Raw genomic sequence first — 18,717 nt, forward strand, 5'->3', positions numbered from 1 at the left:
CAGAACGTATTCCTTACCCGGAACCAGACCCTCATAGTGAACATGGTCAGTAACAACCGTGTCCTTCTTAAGAGCCTCATGCTCATCAAGCTGATCAACCTTCGTACTAATCTTAGGCGTCAACTCATCATGAGAATCAACAGTCTGAGCCTTGTCATTGATATCCGTGTGCTCAGCAATCTTATTCTCATCGCCAGACTCGGAATCCTTACCAGACGCATCCACCGCAGTAGACGTCAAGTACTCATAGGCAACGCCCTGCTTAACAGAACCAGCCTTAACATCATCATTAACAATGATCTTGACATCAACATCACCCGAAGCAGACTCCGGAGTGAACTTCACCGGCTCGTCAGGATTGGACTTACCAATAACAGACTCATCAGCCTTATTACGCAGCTCCGCATTCAGAACGTATTCCTTACCCGGAACCAGACCCTCATAGTGAACATGGTCAGTAACAACCGTGTCCTTCTTAAGAGCCTCATGCTCATCAAGCTGATCAACCTTCGTACTAATCTTAGGCGTCAACTCATCATTAGTGGACGGGTTAGAGCCGCTTCCGCCGCCATCATCCGGGAGACCTGGCTGGTCCACCGGCATAACAGGTTGGGCGTCCTCATAGCCACTGCCGGCTGGATTCACGATGGTGATATACGCGTCTTTGGGTTGCTTTGGGATCGATTTAACTCTTACCAGTTTTTGGGAATCGACATACCGGCCCTCAAATTTGAAGCCTGTAAGTTCTGTAAATTCTTCGTGAGTACCTGTATAGCTGGGAAAGTTCAGACCGCCGGTACGAGTATTGTACTTCGGATCTAGGCCCGTGATTGTACCTGCAACCTTGTATTTCGACATTTGGTTGGCAGAAGTAAATGCAGCTAGGTAGACGTAGTAGTTGGCCGCTTTACCCTTCTCCCCTTTGGCAACTGCGCTCTTCAACATCCGTGCGAGTCGAATCGCGGGATCTCGATACTCTGTAGAAAGGTTAAGTCTCTTAGCCTTCGCCTTCTCGTAAGAATGCGTTGTTTCAAAAGGTGTAAAAAGTCCCGGTTCGGCACACCACCCCCAACCCACATCATTTTTCGGATTTGGCTTGTTGTTTTTAAAATCCGCCCCTTCGGGGATTTGCGGTGCCCCCGCCCAAACAAGGTATCCCCAGCTGGTGTCTATTCCCCGCTCGTTGTATGTAGCCTCTTCTCCTTCGGTCGCAGGCTTTTTTAGGGGATTCTTTTCAGTCTCATCACCCAACGTAGTGTTGGGCTTAAAATCCTTCGGCTCCGCCGCGCTGGCATTGTTTAATGGCACAGTCAGCAAGGCTGCAATCACCGCAATTGTAGCGAGAATTGCAGTTAAGAGCGTCCACCTCTTTCGAGGCAAGCTTCTTGAAATATCCATTTTTCCTCTTAGATTGGCAAATTATATTTTTCCGATCAGCAGGGAATCTCGCTGCTCACAGCCAGTTTTCTATGCTGAGCACACCTCACCTGATTACGGCCCCAAAGCCAAGCTATCGATCAGTCTTTTAGCGCATCTTGAACATTACCACCATTTAGGTAGCTGCGCGTAATACATTTTTCAGCATAAATACAGCTACAGGGCATTTTGTCGGTTTTTAAAAACAACCTTCAATCGTCTGAGAAATCCCTAAAAATCAGTCGCTGATCCTTTTGAAACAGATTCCATTTGTACATCGGCCATGCCCTAGCGGGCGCAATCCCGTACCGTTTCGATTCCGCAGGATTTGTCTCTCGTTAGAGCTGCACAAATGCCTAATACAGTTTGCACATCCGGAGCGTGCCCGGCAGTGCCGGTGGCAGGGTCTCGCAGGTCGTGGACGACAAAGCTATTCCAGCCCCACCTTGTTCTTGACTTATAGCTTCAACACTGGGGGCGTCACTTAGCCCAAACATGCAGTGCTCAGGAGGTCCCTCTCCTGGAGCTTCGCGCTATAGGTGTTGCAGTTGTCGTTGATATATGGGGCCTGCCAGGGCCCCACCAATGCTTCTGTCATGCTTAGCAACTTGGTCGAAACGATCCATGCTGTGCCTGCCCTAGAGCTGCACTCAGTCTGAGCCACCAGAAGCGTTAACCATGGAAGCATCACCCCGTTTCTAATGCCACAACGATCCTCGTCAGGGGTAAAGGTTTAGGTTTCTTCCCTATTGTTTCTCATGTGCAGCACCCCGGATCTTGTTCCCAAGCTAATGACGTGCGCTGCGGTGTGTTCCTAGGTATCGGTATTTGCTTTGAGTTCTGAAAGGTTTTGGTTTCCAGCTTTAGAACTCTGAATGGGCTTCAGCAGGGTGCGCGACCTTAGAGGCTACGACGCCTGGAATTTTTGGCCATTTCATCTATTCAAACGTCGCGAATTTTTCCTCACTAACGACGCTGTCCATCGGGGTATCAACGGACCATTGGCCACAGCAGCTGCATTTCAGGCACCGGGTGTCCCTCGGTAAGAACGGCCCTTGCCGTACACAGCAAGCTTCCCATTGTAGGCAGTACTGATGCATTGCTTCCCGCCATCCGAATGATGAAGAAGACCTGCGGTTTTCTTGGTCTACATAATGGCTTGGTTGAGTTGCTGTGGTGGCCAAGGTAAAGAGCATATCGCATCCCTGATAGTGCCCAGCCTGCAATCTTGCGAGGATAACAGGCGGTGTATGCGGATCCTGTCCTCATCTGTCATATGTATTGTCCACTTCCCACAGGTTGCCTGCTCTTGGTGCTGGGAATCCATCATTGGCAAGGCCGTGTCATGTTTCTGATCCCTCGTTGCTTTATGTGTGGTGCCAGGTGGACCGCCCTCTGCCTGCGGCGACCAGACACCGGTCATACACAGCGGCATGACAGAGTCTGTATGAGCCGATACCAATACTTTTCACTGGCTAAGGGGATGCCGTATTGGCCGCACACCATAAGCACCGGAATCTGCGTGGTTGACCAGGCGACTATGTTCCAGAGGGTTTCCTCCTACCAAGAGCACGGAAACTATGCCCGCGGGAAAGTATTTAAGTAATTTTTCCTTTGCGGCCGACTTTCTGTGGCCAGTGCCAGGGTGCGGTCTAAGAGTTTTCCCGGTTTCGGTGCGGCTCCGTGGCATGTGAGCTCCATTGAATGCTTGTCTACCTCACCGCGATCCGCCACCAGGCGGATACGGTTCGTTGCATCCTGATCAACTTTGTTGGGCATACTCCCAATGGCCCAACCACTTAGAGAAAACTAGGGGCGCCTCACCCTCTACAATGACACCCATGGATGCACAGGAGCGGCAGGACGTGGAACGCTACGGCTCATGGGAGCGGATGACCGGTGGGCAGTGGTTCCTGCCGAGCATGCCGGAGGCGAAGGAAGAGCATCAGCACGGCTTTCGGCTGGTCAAGCAGCTCAATGAGTTGCAGAATACGGATCCGGAGCGCGCGAAGGACATCCTGCGCGAAATACTGCCGGAAGAATCTGCGGTGCCGGGCCTGCACGTGCCGCTCAACCTGGAGTATGGCTGCAATTTGGTGTGCGGAGAGCACGTCTTCATTAATTTTGGCGCTACCATTTTGGCCCAAACCCAGGTGACGCTCGGCAATGGTGTCATGGTGGGACCCAATTGCTCCCTGATTACGGTGGGGCATCCGGTCAACGATCATGAGATGCGCGCCGGCGGCTGGGAGATAGCCAAGCCCATCACCATCGGTGACAACACGTGGCTCGGTGCCAATGTCACCGTGCTGCCGGGCATCACGATTGGAAAGAATTGCGTCGTCGGCGCGGGCACGCTTATTACCACCGATATTCCGGATAATTCGCTGGTCCTGGGATCACCTGGCCGCGTGGTGCGCAAACTAGAAGATAACAAGGAAGCTTGGGAGCGCCAGGATCTCAACGGCCCCGTCGAGGGTTTTGGAGCCGCCAAGTAAATGTTTGATCTCGCTCGCATCGGCGCGGGACTGCCCGTAGCCGAGACCATCGATTCGCTACCTAGCACCGGAAACGTCGTCATCCAGGCCCCGCCCGGTACGGGTAAGACCACGCTCGTGCCACCAGCGCTGGCCAATCACGCGGCAGGGCGCGGCAAGGTCATCGTCACCGCCCCACGCCGTGTGGCCGTGCGCGCGGCCGCGCAGCGCTTAAGCGCGCTTAGCGGTACCCCGAACAAGGTCGGCTTCGCCATCCGAGGCGAGTCCCGCAAGGGCAGCGAGGTCGAGTTCGTCACGCCGGGCGTGCTGCTGCGTCGCCTATTGAAGGATCCGGAACTCGAGGGCGTGGCCGCCGTTGCCATCGATGAGGTTCACGAGCGTCAGCTCGATACGGATCTCGTGCTAGGCATGTGCCTGGAGCTAGCCGAATTGCGCGAGGACTTTCGCGTCATCGCCATGTCTGCAACTGTGGATGCGCAGCGCTTTTCCCAGCTTATGGACGCGCCTGTCCACGTGACCGAGGCGGTGACCCATCCGCTCGATATCCAGTACGCCCCCATGCCGGGCAGGGCGGCGGGCACGAGGGAGTTTTACGGGGACGTCGCCAAGCAGGCAGCCCGCCAGCAAGAATCAACGCTGGTCTTTGTGCCCGGCGTGCGCGAAGTCAACCTCGTGTGCGATGCCTTAGCAGGCCATAATGTGTTCCCCCTGCATGGCAAGCAGACCACCGCGGAGCAAGACGCCGCGCTATATACCGAGGAGCAGCGCATCGTCGTGGCTACCTCCATCGCGGAGTCCTCGCTGACCGTGCCGGGCGTGCGCGTGGTGGTAGATGCCGGGCTCTCCCGCGTTCCCCGGCGCGATGCGCAGCGTGGCATGTCCGGGTTGGTGACGGTGTCTACCTCAAAATCGAGTGCCGATCAGCGCGCTGGTCGTGCCGGTCGTGAGGCGCCCGGCACCGTAATCCGCTGTTACTCGCAGGATGATTACCAGCACTTTTCTCCGCATACCACCCCGGAGATCCTCTCCGCGGACCTCACCCAGGCCGCGCTGTTTCTGGACTGCTGGGGCGCAGGCCCGGACTTCCCGTTGCTCGATCCGCCGCCGGCCCAGGCTCTTGCGGCCGCACAGGCGACCCTCAAACGCATTGGTGCCACGCAGGAACTCGCCCTCCTGCCCACCGATCCACGCCTCGGCGCTTCTTTGCTCCGCCACGGCAGCCAGGCCGCGCCCATCATTGCCTCGCTTGGCGACGCCCCCTTAACCCCCAATCTCACCCGTCACCGCCCACCTCAAAAAGAGGTCAAGCGGCTCGCCCGCCTCGTCGACGATCTCGGCCCCGCCGATCCCGGGGAGGTCGTCGCCACCGCCTTTCCCGAGCAGGTGGCCAAGCGCATGGGTGAGGATTACCTGCTGGCCAGCGGCACCCGCGCGCGCCTGCTCGATAACTCGGGCCTCACCGGTTCCCCGTGGCTCGCCATCGCAGAGGTGTCCCTGTCCAATGCGGGCAATGCCATCATCCGCTCGGCCGCCCGTATCGAGGAAACCGCAGCGCTGGACACCATCGGCGTCACCGAAGAAACCCGCGCCTTCCTGCGCGATGGCCGTGTGCGCGGCGTCAAGGTCAAGGCCGCGGGTGCCATCACTCTTTCCGAGACCCCGGTCAAAGTCACGGGCCCCGCAGCCGAGGAGGCGCTTGCCGCCGGCATCCGTGAAGAAGGCCTAGGGCTCTTTACCTTCAGCGAGAAGGCCCAAAGATTAAAAGACCGCCTGCACCACCTGCACGCCCACTATGGCGAGCCGTGGCCCGATGTCGATTCCGCGGATCCCGCCGAGTGGCTCGGCCCCGAACTACACCGCATCGCGGAAGGAACTCCCGCCGCCAAGCTCGACATGTACCCCGCGCTACAACGCCTCCTTCCCTGGCCGGAAGCCACCCACCTCGACGATCTCGCCCCCGAGCGCCTCCCAGTCCCCTCCGGCCGAGACGCACGAATCGACTGGTCTGGCGACCGCCCCGTGGTCCACATCAAGCTGCAGGAATGCTTCGGCCTGGCCGAATCCCCCGAATACTGCGGCCACCGCGTGCAATTCCATCTGCTCTCCCCCGCGGGCCGCCCGCTCGCGGTGACCGATGATCTCGCCAGCTTCTGGTCCGGACCTTATGCTGGCGTGCGCGCCGATATGCGCGGGCGCTACCCCAAGCACCCATGGCCGGAGGACCCGTGGAATGCGGTTGCTACCGCGCGCACCAAAAACCGAATGTAGTTAGCCCCACTGCTGCCAGCCCAGGTAACAGCTCATGACCACGACCAAGGTAAGTAGCGCGTAGCGGATGAATTTGGCCCCGCCACCGAGTACGGTACGTGCACCGAGGAGTGCGCCGGCGATATTGGCTACGCCGAGCACGATGCCGAGCGTCCACCACACGTGTCCGCCAATAATGAACACGACGAGCGCACCTAAGTTGGTAGCGGTATTGACCACCTTGGCCATAGCTGCAGAAGTCAGGAAGTTCTGCGCAAAAATAGAGGTGAAGGCCATGATCAAAAACATTCCGGTACCCGGACCGAAGATGCCATCATAAAAGGAAATGATGCCGGAGAGCACCAAGACCACGACGGTCCGCCAACCACCACGGGTTCCGGCGGCATCGCTGCTGCCAAAATCTGGGTTGAAGGCAACGAAGATGCCCACGGCCACCATGAGCACGATGATGATGGGGCGCATGACGTCCTTATCGAGGCTCGAGGCCACGCTGGCCCCTAACCCGGAACAGACCAGCGCGATGAGGAGGAACCGCGCCATCTCCGCCTTGTCCAGCTTCACCTTGCGCGCAAGCGTTACGGCCGCAGAGCCGGTGCCGGTCACCGCGGCAAGCTTGCTAGTACCCAGTGCCGCCGCGGGCGCGAGGCCCGGCAGAACCGCAAGCAGCATCGGAATCAGGATCAACCCGCCACCGCCAATGACCGCATCGACCCACCCCGCGGCCGCGGTACCGAAGAAAAGAATCACCCACTGCGCTACATCGATTTCCATGCCCACGATCATAAATCTTGAACGATGTAAGGTGATAACCCGCCTATCGCCCTCTCCGTAGGGGAGCAGAAAGAGGCACTATACTTTTGTCGCAGCAGGACTAGGAGGCTCGCATGGCGGCACAGCAGGAAGGCGCCGGGCTCAGTGCCCATACCGTGGCACGGTGGGCCGTTGTCGTTCCGGCATCGGTCGTACTGGGCTGGCTCTTTAGCCTGTGGCACGTACCCGCGGCCTGGATCTTGGCAGCGATCCTTTCCTCCGGCACTATGGCGCTTTTTACTGGGGAAGATCTGCGCGTAAACCGGAGTTTTTATGCCATGTCGCGTGGTTTTATCGGCATGATGGCTGCCATTCCGCTGACCGTGGTGCCGGTGGGCCAATTGCTGGGCTTCCTGCCTGCCGCCCTGACGATCTCTTTTGTCACTTTGATGGTGGGAGTTATCGGCGGCCAACTCTTACACCGCGCGCAGCCAGACGATGTCTCCTCCGAAACCGGCATTTTATCCATGCTGCCGGGCGGTGCGTCGCTGATGCCCGCGCTTGCCGACGAACTCGGTGCCGACTTCCGCTACGTCGCCCTCACCCAATACCTGCGCCTATTGGTGGTTTCGATATCGCTACCCGCCGTGGTCGCCTTATTGGACACGCCCGCCGGCGAGGGGGCGGATCTTTCGGTTGACGGCGAAACCACCTGGTGGATAGTTGCCCTAGTGGTTGTCATTGCGTTCATAGGAGAAAAGGTAGGCAGGTTCCTCCATCTCCCCGCCGCCGCAGTCCTCGGCCCCTTGCTGCTGACGGTTCTAGCCTCTTTCGTGTTGCCGGAGGGCCACACGCTCGAACCGCTCTATGCCTTTAAGGTGATGGCCTTTTTGTCCATTGGTTGGGTCTGCGGCGGTGGGCTTTCGCTGCCGGCGCTCAAGGCCTTTGCCAAGCAATTGCCCGCCACGGTTCTTTTCATCGTGGTCATCATCGGCATCTGCGCGGCCACCGCCTGGCCGCTAACCAAGTGGCTGCACATCACTTACTTCGAGGCCTACCTGGCCACCAGTCCCGGCGCGCTAGAGACAGTACTCGCACTCTCGGCGGAGGGCGGGGCCGGCCCAGCGGTCATCGCAGTCCAGCTCACCCGCCTCATCGCGGTACTGGTCGTAGCGGGCTACTTGCCACAGCTGCTACGCCTGGCCCAGCGGCTGCTGCGCCGCTAGTTGCCCAGAACGGCCTCGCGCAGCACGGACATCGGCACGGAGCCAAGGGCGAGGGCCTCCGAGTGGAACTCGCGCGCGCTCATCCCCTGCTTCTCGGCCGCGGCGCGGGTCTCCTGCCACAGGCGCTGGCCCAAAGCATAGGACGGCGCCTGGCCCGGCCAGCCGAGGTAGCGATTGACCTCAAAGTTGAGGTTCGCATCATCCATAGCGGTGTTCTCGCGCATGAAGGTCTTCACGTGCGCCTTGTCCCACACGCCGGAGGTAGAGCAATCCGGCAGCTGCTTGCCCAAGTGCAATCCGATGTCTACGACCACGCGGGCGGCGCGCAGGCGCTGCGCATCCAACATGCCCATGCGGAAGCCCGGATCGTCCATGTATCCCAGCTCGGCCATGAGCTGTTCGGCGTAGAGAGCCCAGCCCTCGCCATGACCAGAGTTCCACGTCACCGCGCGGCGCCACAGGTTGAGATCCTCCTGCACCAGTGCGGAGCCGAGCTGCAGGTGGTGGCCTGGCACGCCTTCATGATGAACGGTGGTCAGCTCTTGCCAGGTGTGGAAGGTGTCCTGGCCCTCCGGCACGGACCACCACATGCGGCCCGGGCGGGAGAAGTCATCGCTCGGCGGGGTATAGAAGATGCCGCCGGTGCCGGCCGGATCGATGCAGCACTCGATCTCTTCTACTTCCTCTGGAATATCGAATTCCTTGCCGTTGAGCTCAGCGATGACGCCATCGGCGGTGGACTGCATCCACTCCACCAGCGCATCGGTGCCGCGCAGGGTGTAGCGGTCCTCGTGGTTAAGCTTGCGCATCGCCGAGCGCACCGAACACTCAGAGCCGTAGAGCTCGTGGGCAATCTTTTCCTGCTCCGCGCGCAGGCTGCGCACCTGGTCCAGGCCCCATTCATAGGCCTCGTCGAGGTTAACGGCATCGCCCACAAAGAGCTTGGAAAAACGCTCGTAGCGCTCGCGACCCACGGCGTCCTTGGTGGGTGCCTGGGGCTGCAGGTCATTGGAGAGCCAATCGGAGAACTCGCCAAAGGCTTCCTTGGCCTGCTGCACCTCGGCGCAGTCGGCGTCGAGGCCGAGGGACTCGAGCATCGAGTCGGCGTCGGCAAGCCGCTCGCACTGCACAATAACCTCGGAGATCTGGCGGTGTGGTGCCACCATGCCGTGGGAGGCTGCCTCTTCCAGGGAGCTGCGGTAGCCGGCCAGGGAGGTCTTCACCTTGGACAGGCGGGAGCGAATGGCATCGCGGTCCTCGTCCGTGTCCTGCGGCATAAGCAGCAGGGTATCGCGGATGGTCTGGACCGGGGAGGCGATGTTATTCAGGCAGCGCACATCCTCGCTGTGGTGGTGCAGATCTAGTTCAAGGCAAAGGCGATCGCGCAGGACGGCCGCGGTGACATAGTCCACGTCATCAAAGTCATCCTCATCATCAGACTCATCGGTGGTGTCATCCAGGGCATCCAAGTCCGCCACCATTTCACGGGTGCGGTCTGCAATGGCGGTGAAGTATTCGGGGGAGAAATCCTGCAATTCGCCCTCGTAGCCGTCAATGCCCCACGCGGTGGCATCGGTGGGGGAAAGCTCGGCTAGGTCGTGAACGAAGTTATCGCACGAAGCGTCCAGTAGAGAGGGCTGGCGCTTAGCGGTCTGCTCAGAACTCATAACGAGGAAGTCTATCCCTAAGTATCGCCTATAGGCCACCCGGGGAGGCTGAAGTTGCGAACTTGTTAACTAATCGTTGTCCCACTTTGTTCCGGGATAGCTCCAGCTGCTGAATTCATCCAGGATATCCTGCGGTTTCTCTTCCATCACCAAGGCATCGACAAAACGCGGCAAGATGAAGCCGGACTCGGCCATGGCGGCGTACATGGCGTAGAAAGGACGCCAAAAGTCCGCGGTATTAACTAGGCCTACCGGGCCGCGGATGTGGCCCAGCTGCTGCAAGGTGAGTACCTCAGTAAGTTCTTCCAGGGTGCCAACTCCGCCGGGGAGGCAAATATAGGCATCGGCAAGCTGCTCCATGCGGGTCTTGCGCTCGGCCATGGAGCCCACGACCTCTAGAGTGGTCAGGCCGGGGTGGGAAATCTCCAGATCCACCAGGGACTGTGGCATCACGCCGGTGACGGTACCGCCGGCGGCCAGGCAGGCCTCTGCCACCTCGCGCATCAAGCCGATATTGCCGCCGCCATACACCAGGTTCAGGCCGCGTCGGGCCAGTTCGGTGCCCAATTCCTGTGCCGCCTGAGTGTAGGCCGGGGAGTTTCCTGTTGCTGAACCACAATAAACCGCTACTGACTGCATGCTCTCCAGCATAGATATCTGCGCCCCCACCACCACCTTTAGACTATTCGGTACATGAACCTTTTATCAGGTTAGACAAAGCAGTCTGGGATGCTTATACTCCTTTTTATGATCAAATCTGGCCCAGTGTTCACGCGGCCCCGCACACCGGCTGCGAAGTGCCTCCATTTGGTGCGCCTGAACCCGATCATCACCCGGAGCGAGCTGGTGGAAGCCACCGGACTTTCCCAGCCCACCATCACGCGCGCTACTACTTCCCTACTCAACGCGGGCCTCATCCAGGAACGCACCGACCTCACCCAGTCCCGCGGGCGCGGCCGGCCCACCGTGCCGCTCGAGGCGGCCGATAATGACTGGGCGCTCGGCGGCATCTCCGTGGGCACCAAGCAGACCTACATCGGCCTCTATGACACCAAAGGCCGCACCTTGAGCGAGGAAGAACTAGCTACCCCGGTGGCCGCGCTCAGCGAGGATGACTTCCTCGAGCACATCATGGCCGGCATCAACCGCATGATGACGGACCTGGACCACCGCTTGGTCTCCCTCGGCGTGACTACCTCGGGCACCGTGGATGACAACGGCCTGGTCACCGCGGAAAATCTCAATTGGCACGGCGTGGACATTGCCGAGCGCCTGCGCTTCCAGTTCGGCGTGCCCGTGGTGGTCTCCTCCGCCATCCCGGCCATCCTCGGCTCCGAGACCCAGGCGGCCGAGATTGGCACCAGTGAGCGCGTCCTGGTCCTCTTCGCGGACGATTCCATCGGCTCCGCCCTCTCCGTGGAAGACGAGGTCAGCCCCATTATTCCCGTGCCCCCGACGCACTCCGAGCTGCTAGGCTATGGCGCGTCCGAGCACCTGCTGGCCACCCAGCACATCCTGGAGGCGATACGCCACGAGGGCGTGGAGGCAGCCTCGCTTGCCGACGCCGCCCAGGCAGCCAACTCCCACCCCGCCGTCCGCGCCATTTTGGACGAGCGCGCCCGCCAATTGGGCGCCATCACCGCGGAACTGGTCAAGGCCCACTCCCCGGCCACCGTGGTTATCGCCGGCGGCGCGTTTACCGACGACCCGAAAGCCCCCAAGCAATTCGCCGCCACCGTCCGCGCCTCCGCGGGCGATGAGTTGCAGCTGCGCATGATTCCGGGCCATAAGGAGATTGTCCGCGCGGTAGCCCGCACCGTGGCCACCGACCAGCTCCTGCGCCAACCGCTGGAGCTAGGCCGCTCACTCCAGCACGCTTAGGACCTCGCGTACCGAGTCGATGCCGCGGAAGAGGTGGGCGTTGAGCCCGCAGTAGTTCGCGCCCTCCACGTAGTCGATGCGGTCATCAAAAAAGTGCGTATCCTTCGGCTGCGCGGCGAGCGCATCCACGGCCACGCGATAGGCTTCTGGGTGCGGCTTGGCCACGCCAATATCGCAGCTAAACGTCACCGCCGCGCAGTCCTCCAGCCACGGCTGCTTTTTTCGCACTTGGCCCGCCAGCGTGGTGGGGATATTGGACAAGATGCCCACGCTATAGCCTTCCCCGATAAGCCCCTTGACCAGCGCCACCATCTCCGGATCCGCCTCCAGTAGGCCACTGTTTTCGCACGCTACCGCCTCCGCGACGGGAACCTCCCCCAACCCGGCGCGGGCCGCTACCTCGTTCCAGTAGTGGCTATCGCTAAAGATGCCGGCATCGTAGTCCGGCCGATAAAACCCGTAGGCCTCCCACATCGCCTCTGTATCTGGCGGCGCGAGGAGGCGCTCCAAGTCCGCATGGCTTTCTGGGGTGGCCGGGCGCATGAGCACGCCGTACATATCAAAGAGGAGTTTGGGCATAACGGGGGCCAGTTTATGCCCGTTTCGGCGCTTGGGTCAGCACGGCTACGATCCCCACACCCGCACCAGCGACAAAGAGAGGCAGCATCGCAGAAGCCTGGTCCATGGACAGAGCGAAGATGCCGCCGATGGCACCGAGGAGCAGCATGCCGCCGAGGCTATAGAGCGAGCGCGTGACTACCCCACGCTTGCCGGCGACGCCATAAACCAGCAGTGCGAGCCCGGCGAATGGGCCGAGCATCAGCGCCGCAGTGGTCAGAAATACCCCCAAGGCCATGTGCGTGGACATGATTGCCGCTCCCACGATGAGAAAGAGCGCCAGAACTAACAGGGTTATGGCGCACAAAGCCTTGCGTTGCGTTGACATAGAAACAATCCTCCCACCGCACCGCAGTGCCATGGGAGGATTGAGCTAAATCTTGATGGGTTTGTTATTCACCCACGCGCGCTTAGGCAGCACCGCCATCGGGGCGGCCGGCCAGGCGCTCATCGATACGCAGCAGGCCAGAGCCGTCATTGCCCACCAGCTTGATCTGGTCCAGAATCTCAGAAACGGTAGCTTCTTCTTCCACCTGCTCGCTCAGGAACCAGTCAACGAGCTGGCGGGATTCCAGATCCTGTGCGTCCAGCGCCGCGCGAGCGATGGTGCGGATTTCCTCGGAGACCTTCTGCTCGTGCTCCAGGGAAGCCTGGAAAGCATCCTGCGGGTTAGCAGCCTTCACGGAACCAACCGGGATGTCAGTGAGCTCTACGCGATAACCGCGGGAGAGCAAGTGGTCCGCAATCTTCTCGGCATGCACGCGCTCTTCAGCGGCTTGGCCCATAAACCAATCGCGCATACCCGGGAAGGAGAGGTTGTCCATCTCGAAGGCCAGCTGGGTATAGACCATGGAAGCGCCGTACTCGCTAATGACCTGGTTATTCAGGAGGGTTTGCAGTTTCTCGTCCATTGTAAAAACCTTTCTGTGCAGGGAAATCAATAAGTGCTAAACACTACACTACCGAAGATTCTCCCGTGATCCAGCAAGGCCTACTTAAGTAAACTTGCACGTCATTATGCTTTTTTAGATTGGATAACCTAAGTTAGCCAAGACAAAGCTAGCCCCCAAGCGCGGGCAAAGTTCCCCTAAGAACTCGAGGTCATCGCGGATACTCTGCTTTTATCCCGACGCGAGTCCGCGGCCAGTTCGGCATCTACTACTTGAGCCTTCGCACCCTAGGCTAAAAATGTGATGTTAATCACCCAAGCGGCCGCTCAGGCGATTCAGGCGCTGCGCGCTCGCCCCTTCCAGGCCACGGAACTCTACTTCGATGCCACGCTCGGCGTATTTCTTCTGCACCGCATCCAGCGTCGCCACGGTGGAGGCGTCCCATACCTCGGCCTTGCTCATATCAATCACCACGCGCTGGGTATCCAGCGTGTAATCAAAGGCATAGACCAAATCATTGGAGGAGGCGAAGAAGAGCTGGCCGCGCACCGCATACTCGGCATCGCCTACGTGCTCCACCTCCACCAGGTGGGCCACGCGGCGGGCAAAGCCGATCGAGGCTGCCACCACGCCGAGCACCACGCCCACCGCCAAGTTATGCGTGGCCAGCGTTCCTACCACCGTCACCAGCATCACGAGCGTTTCTGATAGCGGCATGAGCTTCAGAGTGCGAGGGCTAACCGAATGCCAATCCACCGTCGTTGCGGCCACGATGATCATCACCGCCACCAGGGCGGCCATCGGAATGCGACCGACGGTCTCGCCAAAGAGCAGGCAGAGGATGAGGAGGAAGACGCCCGCGAGGAACGTCGACAAGCGCGTGCGCGCCTGGGATGCCTTCACGCCGATCATGGTCTGGCCAATCATGGCGCACACGCCCATGCCGCCAATGGCCGCGGCGAGGATATTGCCCACGCCCTGGCCAAAGGACTCGCGCGTCTTATCGGAGTGGGTATCCGTAATGTCATCGACCAGCTTAGCCGTCAGCAGCGATTCCATCAGGCCCACCAATGCCATGCCAAAGGCATAGGGCGCAATCAGCTGCAGGGTATCTAGATTCCACGGAATATCCGGCACGAAAAGCCCCGGCAGCGAGGTAGGCAGCTCGCCCTGGTCCGCCACATCGGGCACCTTCCACCCGGCCGCCACCGCAATAATGCTGACCACCAGAATGGTAATCAGCGGGGCGGGAATCACCGTGGTCAGCCGCGGCAGCCCCAGCATGATGGCCAGGCCAATGGCCACCAGCAGATACACCATCCACGGCACATCAATAAGGTGCGGCAGCTGCGTAGTAAACATCATGATGCCCAGCGCATTGACGAATCCCGTCATCACCGAGCGCGGGATAAAGCGCATGAGCTTGGCGACGCCCACCGCGGCCAGCACCACCTGCATAATTCCCGCCAAGAGCACCGCAGCGACCACGTAGTCATGCCCATGTTCATGCGCGAGCGGTGAGACAACGAGCGCCACCGCGCCGGCCGCCGCGGAAATCATCGCCGGCCTGCCGCCAGTAAAGGCGATGGACATGGCCATGACCACGGAAGAAAACAATCCCACCCGCGGATCCAACCCTGCGAGGATGGAAAAGCTTAAGACCTCCGGGATCAAAGCAAGCGCCACCGCCAGGCCGCCAAAAACCTCCTTGCGCAGGCGCGCAGGCGAGGAAAATGCATAGCGGAAACTGGCGATGACGCTGGTAGGAGCAGGCTGTTCTTTAATCACGCCTGCACATCCTAGTGGACTTTAGGAGCCTTCCTTAAAAGAGCCATCCGCGGTAATCACGGGCAGCACGGACCACGCGAAGTTGATCCACTGATCGGTCTTCTTCCACGAGAAATCCGGCTCAAAGATGGTCTTCGGCTTGGTGTAAATGACGGCCGAGCGCACATCGTCTGCGGTTTCCTTGAGCAGGTTAACCACCAGATCCAAGGTCTTGCCGGAGTCCGCGACGTCATCGACGACCAGGACCTTCTTGCCTTTCAGCGAATCCGTATCCAGCTGCGGGGACAGAATTACAGGCTCGTCTAGGGTCTGGCCGATATCGGTGTAGAACTCCACATTGATAGCACCCATGGCCTTAACACCGATGGCATAACCGATAGCACCGGCTGGGATCAGGCCGCCGCGGGCGACGCCCACGATGAGGTCTGGGAACCAGCCAGATTCCACAATCTGTTCCGATAGGTTTCGGCTCGCCTCGCCGAAGACCTCCCAGGTGAGGTTTTCCCGGTCCGGGTGGATCCAATTTTCAGTCACGATTGTGTGGCTCCTTTTGCGTCATGGGCTTTCTTTGTAGTTTAACGAGCATTGCCTGCCAAATAAAAGGCACCTACCGGAAGGGAACCTCGCCCAAAGTCCGGCGTAGCTTGCGCGTGCGCAGGCGCTCCGGATTTTCGGCTAGATGCTCCATCGCACGCACCGCGCACATTACGTGAGCTTCCTTCGAATTGGAATAGAAAGCCTGCGCCTGCGCCGGCAACTTCGGCACGGCGTGCAACGGCAGGTCAGAGACGGAAAGGAGAGTTCCATAAGGGACGCGGTAGCGGTAACCATTGGCCGCGAGCGTGCACGATTCCATATCCACGGCCACCGCGGTGGAGGTACGCAGCCACTCCCACAAGTCCCGGTTAGTGCGCCACTCCCAATTGCGATCATCGGTGGAGAGCACCGTGCCCGTTCGCATGAGCGAGTTGTCGTCGCCGTATACCGCCTTCACCGCAGACTCGAGCATGCGCTGCACCTCCGGAATCGCCGGGATGGGAGAGGTCGCCGCAACCTTCTGGTCCAAGATGTGGTCATTACGCTGATAGGCATTGCCCAAAATCAGGTCACCGATGCGCATGCGGCCGTCCATGCCAGCGCAGTGGCCGATCATGATCCATGCTTCCGGCCGCAGCACCGCCAAGCAATCCGTAATGGTCTTGGCATTCGAGGGGCCTACGCCGATATTGATCATCGTGATGCCATCGCCGCCGGCAGTAATCAGGTCAAAGCGCGGCATCTGGTATCGGGAAGTCAAGGTCAGACCGTCCACATCAAGGTCCACCGCATCGTTGGGATGGATGGTCTCCCCATTGGGCAGCACCAAGGCGGTATAGCGCGAGTCTTCCTTGGTCAGCTCGCGCAGACCGAATTTCACAAACTCGGTAGTGTGCATCGCGTAGTTAGTAAACAGAATGTATTTCTGTACCGTATCTACCTCGATGCCGGTGTAATGCTCGATGCGCGCACATGCGATATCGAAGCGCTGGGCGCCAAAGTGGAATAGCGGCTTTTCCGCACCGTGGAAGGCATCCCATTCGCCATCAATGATTGCATCATTGACCTCATCCAGCGTCGGACGCGGAATAGGCCCGCGTTCCTGCGGGGCTTTCCTTGTGTCCTTGATGTACTCCGGTGGAATGCGCTGGTCGGATTGGCCAACAAAGATATCGCACGGATAATTCCCCGCCAAACGAGTCAGCTGCTCGTGCAGGTAGTCCCGAATGATGTGCGGCTTGGAGATTACCGCCGAGTACTTGCCGGCCTCGTTAACGTAGCCGAAGGGCTCGGAACGATCGATCGGCTGCCATTTGCGGATATCCACCGTGACCTTGGGATAAACCACATAGCGATAGTCATCAAGGTTTCCTGATTCCAAAGTCTTGCGCGCGAGCTCGCAGGAATTCTCGTAAATCTCGATCAGGCGGTTTACCGCCTCATCAACGGAGTGGACATGCTGCAGATCGGTCATAAGCGCGAGTGTAGCGGGGACTTCGCAGCGCGGCAGCGGTCCGCGCAGTTCTTTATTCTTTTCCGCGGTAGCTTCAGTGATACCAATACTGACATGATTTACTGCGAGAAAATCAAAGACCTAGGATCAGTCCTTTAAGCTGCTAAGAGTGTCAAAGCAAAGGCCTCAAAGGGAATGCGACGAAGAGCTCGACTATGTCAACTCGGGCATCGTCCCATCAATCCGAAGTATTCCTAATTCACATTGTCCCCAGTATGAGAGCGAGAAGAGGCACTAGCCCCAATACTGCAGACGATTCCTACTAGGACTGCACCTAATGCTCCTAACAGGATTCCCGTGGAGGAGGGCAACAGTAATCCACCCACTGCGGAGCCGACTGCCGAGCCAAGGTAGTTCGCAGATGCATTAGCAGCAACAGCAGTCGCCCCTTCATCAGGGTTTGCACTAAGCATCGAATGCTGCTGCGGTGCCATAGACGACCACCCCAAAAGCCCCCAAGCAAAAAGACACACCACTGCCACCACGTGGCTCGAAGGGAAGAGCAGCAGTAGAGCGAAATCAGTCACGAGTAATGCAATGATAATGACCGTTAGTTTGCGTGAACTATTAACCTTGTCGAGCACCCTCCCAATCCCAAAAGCACCCGCTGCCCCGCCGATACCCCAGACCCAAATACCAGCAATGGTGTCTACCTGCACACGATCAAGCACTACAGGAATATAGGTGTACAACCCCAGCGAACCCACTCCAACAAAGAAAGTAACTAAGATCGTCAGGAAATTATCCACTCGGCCGATGACTCGGAGTCGCTGCCCCAACGAGGAAGAGGGCACAGCTGGTACCACACTCGCTTTGCGCAACGCTAGACCCGCTAACGCCACTATTCCAATGGCCGAGACCAAACCGATGGTAGCCCTCCAGCCTAGCTGTTTAGCTACCCCCAATCCCACCGGTACGCCCACGACAGTTCCCACCGCTAAGCCAGCCAGCACCATTGACAGTGCGCGCCCGCGATACTTTGCTGGGACGGACATCCCCGCTACGGCTGAGGACAACGGCGAATAAATTCCCGCTGCCGCACCTGCGATCAAGCGCGACACGAGAAAAACGCTCACTGTAGGCGAGACTGCAGTCACGACATTCGCCAAAGAAAACACAGCAACAGCTCCAAGCAGACCACTCCGCGGATCTTTGCCTGCCCTACCCGAGAACAGCGGACCAGATATTGCGTACGCGCCGGTGAAGGCGGTAACACCCAAGCCGATCACACTGCCACTTGTACCCAAGTCGTTTGCAATCTGTGATAGCAGTCCAGCGATAACATATGCGTCCAATCCGAGCGCTACACTGCCCAAAACTAACGGCCACAGCTGTTTAAGCATTCGAAATCACCATATCGAGTAAACCAGGGAACCGTTCGTCTAGATCGCCTCTGCGCAAAGAGATAACACAAGTTCGTCCCTGGCTTCTTGTCCACGTCACACCGGCTTCACGCAGCTGCCGAGTGTGGTAGGTCAGGGTAGATCGAGGCAGGTCATCAGCGAGCGTCAAACTATCGTGCTCCTGACCGTCTGCCAGGCGCCTAACCATCTCTAACCGGATGGGATCACTTACCGCAGCCAGAACACGGACGAATTCAAGGTCCTCGGTGGCCGGATGCTCATACTTTCGTGGGCTCATCACAACTCCAATCGTGCAAGAATT

General features: G+C 59.1%; 16 protein-coding genes. 4 read left to right on the forward strand and 12 right to left on the reverse strand.

The genetic code is table 11. The features are described from left to right. On the reverse strand, window positions 1-1,398 hold a 1,398-nt coding region (locus MHK09_RS09250; protein WP_250413370.1), incomplete at its 3' end, for a VaFE repeat-containing surface-anchored protein. A gap of 1,850 nt (window positions 1,399-3,248) precedes the next feature. Between MHK09_RS09250 and MHK09_RS09255 the strand changes: the two genes are divergently transcribed. Further along, window positions 3,249-3,914 carry a sugar O-acetyltransferase gene (locus MHK09_RS09255; RefSeq protein ID WP_250413371.1) on the forward strand — a complete coding sequence of 222 codons (666 nt, stop codon included), beginning with the start codon at window positions 3,249-3,251 and terminating at the stop codon, window positions 3,912-3,914. Beyond that, window positions 3,915-6,182 (forward strand): ATP-dependent RNA helicase, encoded by a 2,268-nt coding sequence (locus MHK09_RS09260; protein ID WP_250413372.1) that lies wholly within the window; start codon window positions 3,915-3,917, stop codon window positions 6,180-6,182. Here the strand turns inward: MHK09_RS09260 and MHK09_RS09265 are convergent, their stop codons facing one another. Next, window positions 6,183-6,953 carry a TSUP family transporter gene (locus MHK09_RS09265; RefSeq protein WP_250413374.1) on the reverse strand — a complete coding sequence of 257 codons (771 nt, stop codon included), beginning with the start codon at window positions 6,951-6,953 and terminating at the stop codon, window positions 6,183-6,185. 113 nt (window positions 6,954-7,066) lie between these two features. Between MHK09_RS09265 and MHK09_RS09270 the strand changes: the two genes are divergently transcribed. Further along, the gene (locus tag MHK09_RS09270) at window positions 7,067-8,158 is read left to right on the forward strand and encodes an AbrB family transcriptional regulator (RefSeq protein ID WP_250413375.1); all 1,092 of its coding nucleotides are present in this window, start codon (window positions 7,067-7,069) and stop codon (window positions 8,156-8,158) included. Here the strand turns inward: MHK09_RS09270 and MHK09_RS09275 are convergent. Together MHK09_RS09275 and MHK09_RS09280 are read right to left on the reverse strand one after the other, a co-directional pair. After that, window positions 8,155-9,825 (reverse strand): DUF885 domain-containing protein, encoded by a 1,671-nt coding sequence (locus MHK09_RS09275; protein WP_250413376.1) that lies wholly within the window; start codon window positions 9,823-9,825, stop codon window positions 8,155-8,157. The two genes, MHK09_RS09270 and MHK09_RS09275, sit on opposite strands and share 4 nt — an antisense overlap. A 69-nt stretch (window positions 9,826-9,894) precedes the next feature. Continuing rightward, window positions 9,895-10,464 (reverse strand): LOG family protein, encoded by a 570-nt coding sequence (locus MHK09_RS09280; protein ID WP_250413377.1) that lies wholly within the window; start codon window positions 10,462-10,464, stop codon window positions 9,895-9,897. A 108-nt stretch (window positions 10,465-10,572) separates the two neighbouring features. On the opposite strand from MHK09_RS09280, the gene MHK09_RS09285 reads away from it, so the two are divergent. Further along, window positions 10,573-11,706: an ROK family transcriptional regulator gene (locus MHK09_RS09285; RefSeq protein WP_250413378.1), complete on the forward strand. Its 1,134-nt coding sequence runs from the start codon at window positions 10,573-10,575 to the stop codon at window positions 11,704-11,706. Here the strand turns inward: MHK09_RS09285 and MHK09_RS09290 are convergent. The 8 genes from MHK09_RS09290 to MHK09_RS11885 all read right to left on the reverse strand — a co-directional run bounded on the left by MHK09_RS09290 (window position 11,689) and on the right by MHK09_RS11885 (window position 18,693). Continuing rightward, a complete protein-coding gene (locus MHK09_RS09290; protein ID WP_005326362.1) occupies window positions 11,689-12,285 on the reverse strand; it encodes an HAD-IA family hydrolase in 597 nt (198 codons plus the stop codon). The two genes, MHK09_RS09285 and MHK09_RS09290, sit on opposite strands and share 18 nt — an antisense overlap. Before the next feature lie 13 nt (window positions 12,286-12,298). Continuing rightward, the gene (locus MHK09_RS09295; RefSeq protein WP_005326360.1) at window positions 12,299-12,652 is read right to left on the reverse strand and encodes a hypothetical protein; all 354 of its coding nucleotides are present in this window, start codon (window positions 12,650-12,652) and stop codon (window positions 12,299-12,301) included. A gap of 82 nt (window positions 12,653-12,734) precedes the next feature. Beyond that, window positions 12,735-13,235, reverse strand: a complete 501-nt coding sequence (locus MHK09_RS09300) for a ferritin (protein WP_005326358.1) — start codon at window positions 13,233-13,235, stop codon at window positions 12,735-12,737. Between the two features lie 285 nt (window positions 13,236-13,520). Then, window positions 13,521-15,002, reverse strand: coding sequence for a SulP family inorganic anion transporter (locus MHK09_RS09305; RefSeq protein WP_250413379.1), 1,482 nt, complete (start codon window positions 15,000-15,002; stop codon window positions 13,521-13,523). Window positions 15,003-15,023: 21 nt separating this feature from the next. Further along, window positions 15,024-15,536 (reverse strand): phosphoribosyltransferase, encoded by a 513-nt coding sequence (locus MHK09_RS09310; RefSeq protein WP_150851023.1) that lies wholly within the window; start codon window positions 15,534-15,536, stop codon window positions 15,024-15,026. Window positions 15,537-15,609: 73 nt separating this feature from the next. Further along, window positions 15,610-17,013, reverse strand: coding sequence for an AMP nucleosidase (gene amn / locus MHK09_RS09315; RefSeq protein WP_250413380.1), 1,404 nt, complete (start codon window positions 17,011-17,013; stop codon window positions 15,610-15,612). A 233-nt stretch (window positions 17,014-17,246) separates the two neighbouring features. Next, window positions 17,247-18,395: an MFS transporter gene (locus MHK09_RS09320; protein WP_005328255.1), complete on the reverse strand. Its 1,149-nt coding sequence runs from the start codon at window positions 18,393-18,395 to the stop codon at window positions 17,247-17,249. Beyond that, window positions 18,388-18,693: an ArsR/SmtB family transcription factor gene (locus tag MHK09_RS11885; RefSeq protein WP_005326349.1), complete on the reverse strand. Its 306-nt coding sequence runs from the start codon at window positions 18,691-18,693 to the stop codon at window positions 18,388-18,390. Before MHK09_RS11885 ends, MHK09_RS09320 begins: the two co-directional genes overlap by 8 nt. Window positions 18,694-18,717: the final 24 nt, after the last annotated feature.

It is taken from the genome of Corynebacterium tuberculostearicum, from assembly GCF_022347235.1.
Lineage (GTDB): Bacteria > Actinomycetota > Actinomycetes > Mycobacteriales > Mycobacteriaceae > Corynebacterium > Corynebacterium tuberculostearicum_F.

What these genes read in the sequence shown, in the direction of transcription:
- MHK09_RS09255 (WP_250413371.1), top strand. Translation starts at nt 3,249, where the DNA reads ATGACACCCATGGATGCACAGGAGCGGCAGGACGTGGAACGCTACGGC.
- MHK09_RS09260 (WP_250413372.1), top strand. Translation starts at nt 3,915, where the DNA reads ATGTTTGATCTCGCTCGCATCGGCGCGGGACTGCCCGTAGCCGAGACC.
- MHK09_RS09265 (WP_250413374.1), bottom strand. Translation starts at nt 6,953, where the DNA reads ATGGAAATCGATGTAGCGCAGTGGGTGATTCTTTTCTTCGGTACCGCG.
- MHK09_RS09270 (WP_250413375.1), top strand. Translation starts at nt 7,067, where the DNA reads ATGGCGGCACAGCAGGAAGGCGCCGGGCTCAGTGCCCATACCGTGGCA.
- MHK09_RS09275 (WP_250413376.1), bottom strand. Translation starts at nt 9,825, where the DNA reads ATGAGTTCTGAGCAGACCGCTAAGCGCCAGCCCTCTCTACTGGACGCT.
- MHK09_RS09280 (WP_250413377.1), bottom strand. Translation starts at nt 10,464, where the DNA reads ATGCAGTCAGTAGCGGTTTATTGTGGTTCAGCAACAGGAAACTCCCCG.
- MHK09_RS09285 (WP_250413378.1), top strand. Translation starts at nt 10,573, where the DNA reads ATGATCAAATCTGGCCCAGTGTTCACGCGGCCCCGCACACCGGCTGCG.
- MHK09_RS09290 (WP_005326362.1), bottom strand. Translation starts at nt 12,285, where the DNA reads ATGCCCAAACTCCTCTTTGATATGTACGGCGTGCTCATGCGCCCGGCC.
- MHK09_RS09295 (WP_005326360.1), bottom strand. Translation starts at nt 12,652, where the DNA reads ATGTCAACGCAACGCAAGGCTTTGTGCGCCATAACCCTGTTAGTTCTG.
- MHK09_RS09300 (WP_005326358.1), bottom strand. Translation starts at nt 13,235, where the DNA reads ATGGACGAGAAACTGCAAACCCTCCTGAATAACCAGGTCATTAGCGAG.
- amn (WP_250413380.1), bottom strand. Translation starts at nt 17,013, where the DNA reads ATGACCGATCTGCAGCATGTCCACTCCGTTGATGAGGCGGTAAACCGC.
- MHK09_RS09320 (WP_005328255.1), bottom strand. Translation starts at nt 18,395, where the DNA reads ATGCTTAAACAGCTGTGGCCGTTAGTTTTGGGCAGTGTAGCGCTCGGA.
- MHK09_RS11885 (WP_005326349.1), bottom strand. Translation starts at nt 18,693, where the DNA reads ATGAGCCCACGAAAGTATGAGCATCCGGCCACCGAGGACCTTGAATTC.